This window comes from Paenibacillus sp. 01T422 (assembly GCF_056398785.1).
In genome coordinates this window covers 1-2,241 of the sequence record NZ_JBFTQB010000994.1, presented here as the reverse complement: position 1 = coordinate 2,241, position 2,241 = coordinate 1, and the positions used below count along the sequence as shown (strand labels likewise).

The following is a 2,241-nucleotide window of genomic DNA, read 5'->3' as shown; positions in this document are numbered from 1 at the left end:
CATAAGAAGGATCCAAGGCGTGCTCTGCATCGATGAATGCAGCTTGTCCACCAACCCTTTGAACTTCAGCGATAGCATGTAAAGCTACTGTTGTCTTACCTGAGGATTCAGGTCCGTATACTTCAATAATTCTTCCGCGTGGATATCCACCTATTCCAAGAGCAATATCAAGGGCTAACGCTCCGCTTGAAATCGTTTCAACTTGCATATGCGTAGACTCTCCAAGCTTCATGATGGAGCCTTTACCGAACTGTTTCTCAATTTGTCGTAATGCATTATCAAGTGCTGCGCGACGGTCTGTCAAAACACTCACTTCCTTCTATCATTATAGGTATATGATAACTTGTTTCGGGGTGTTTGCCAAGTACTTTCTCGAACATACATTCGACTTTTTCGCGAACAAACAAAAAACCGCAACAAAGTTATCGCTTTGTTACGGTTCTTCCGTTAACACTTCTTTCATTATATGCGAACTCTAGCTTTCTTTCAACTGTTTCCAAAGGTGGTAGAGTGCGCTCTTCGCTGACCTGTGTTTAATCGATTCTCGGTTACCGGAAAGCTGCAGCGTAATCACTTGAGTTTCCGCGTTTTTTTGCGCAAAACCTATATAGACAAGCCCTACAGGCTTACCTTCAGAAGAGCCAGGACCTGCTACACCAGTAACGGAAATGCCATAGTCACTTCCAATCGTCGTAAGCAAGCTCTCCGCTAAAATAACCGCTGTCTCGCTGCTAACAGCACCTGGAGCACCTTCACCTTCCAGTATCTCCATAGGAACACCAAGAAGCTTGTGTTTTAGCGCATTGGAATAACAGATGATTCCCCCCAGAAAAGAGTTCGAACTCCCTGGAATAGAAGTAATTAAATCGCTGAACAAACCACCTGTGCAGCTCTCCGCTACAGCAAGTGACAACTTGCGTTCATCCAGCATTTTCAAAACAATTGTTTCAATCGGAACGTCTTCATCTGCATAAATATGCTGGCCTAAGCGGTTTCTAATTTCTTGCTCGGTCGCAAATAGTTTGCGCTCGCCTTCTTCTGCGGAATGGGCACGAGTCGTCAATCGAATCGTCACTTCGCCTTCTTTGGCATATGGAGCGATGGTTGGGTCCGATTGAGCTTGAATTAAATCAATTAATTGATGCTCTAAATTAGATTCACCGATACCGGCAAATTTGAGCATTTTGGAGTACAGGGGAACTTCATCTTTCATAATCGCACGCAGCCAAGGAACCGCATATTTGGTAAACATGGGCTTCATTTCTTTTGGCGGTCCAGGCAGAAGAATGAAATGAGTTCCTTCAAATGTGAATGCAACACCTACTGCTAGTCCTGTTTCGTTATGTAATGGGTCGCTACCCTCGAGCATTAATGCTTGACGCCTATTGCTTTCTACCATATGTATCCCGCGTGATTGAAACATGTGGGTGATCGCGTTCATCGACGGCTCATGAATGATCAACTGACGGCCTACAAACGCCGCTAGGACATCTTTTGTAAGGTCATCCTGCGTAGGACCCAGACCACCTGTGCAAATGACGACGTCGGCTCTGGAGGCGGCTAATTGGAGGCTTTCCAACAGTCTCTGTTCATTATCGCCAACCACGGTCTGGAAATAAATATCCACGCCAATAGCGGCACACTCTCTAGAAATAAATTGAGCGTTCGTATTTACAATTTGTCCAAGCAAGAGCTCTGTTCCAACAGCAACAATTTCTGCTTTCATCCCAGCATCCTCCTAGAATAGAAAAAAACCAATAGGTTGCCCTATTGTGTCTTTTCTGAAAAGTCTATGACATGTTTATTTTTCACAAAGTACTCAATTCCTGAGTAGACCGTAATGATGGCCGCTGCCCAACTTGCTATGACATCAAAAGGGAAGTGCACAAACGTAAACGGAAAATTATTGATAAGTAGCGCTATGATGGCCGTAATCTGAGCTGCCGTCTTTGCTTTTCCCCACTTACTAGCCGCCATCACTGTGCCCTCCAGCAGAGCAATTTGGCGAAGACCAGTTACAGCCCATTCTCTACTGATAATGACAATGACAATCCAAGCATCTACTTTATCCATTTCCACTAGTGAAACGAGCACAGCCGTAACAAGCAGCTTATCCGCTAAGGGATCAAGCAGCTTGCCTAAATTGGTTACTAAATTGCGTTTTCTGGCAATATAACCATCTAAACTATCTGTACTCGCTGCAATAATGAAAATCAATGCAGCAATAATTTGATTATACGT

General features: G+C 44.2%; 2 protein-coding genes and 1 pseudogene. All 3 read right to left on the bottom strand.

All coding sequences use genetic code 11. The features are described 5' to 3' along the window. Positions 1-304 (bottom strand): annotated as a pseudogene (locus AC1DUA_RS34600) (recombinase RecA); the annotation flags it as partial. Positions 305-475: 171 nt separating this feature from the next. Then, on the bottom strand, positions 476-1,726 hold the full coding sequence (locus AC1DUA_RS34595) for a competence/damage-inducible protein A (RefSeq protein ID WP_477504050.1): 1,251 nt from the start codon (positions 1,724-1,726) through the stop codon (positions 476-478). Between the two features lie 41 nt (positions 1,727-1,767). Beyond that, positions 1,768-2,241: CDP-diacylglycerol--glycerol-3-phosphate 3-phosphatidyltransferase (gene pgsA, locus AC1DUA_RS34590; protein WP_477504049.1), on the bottom strand; the 474-nt coding region annotated here is incomplete at its 5' end.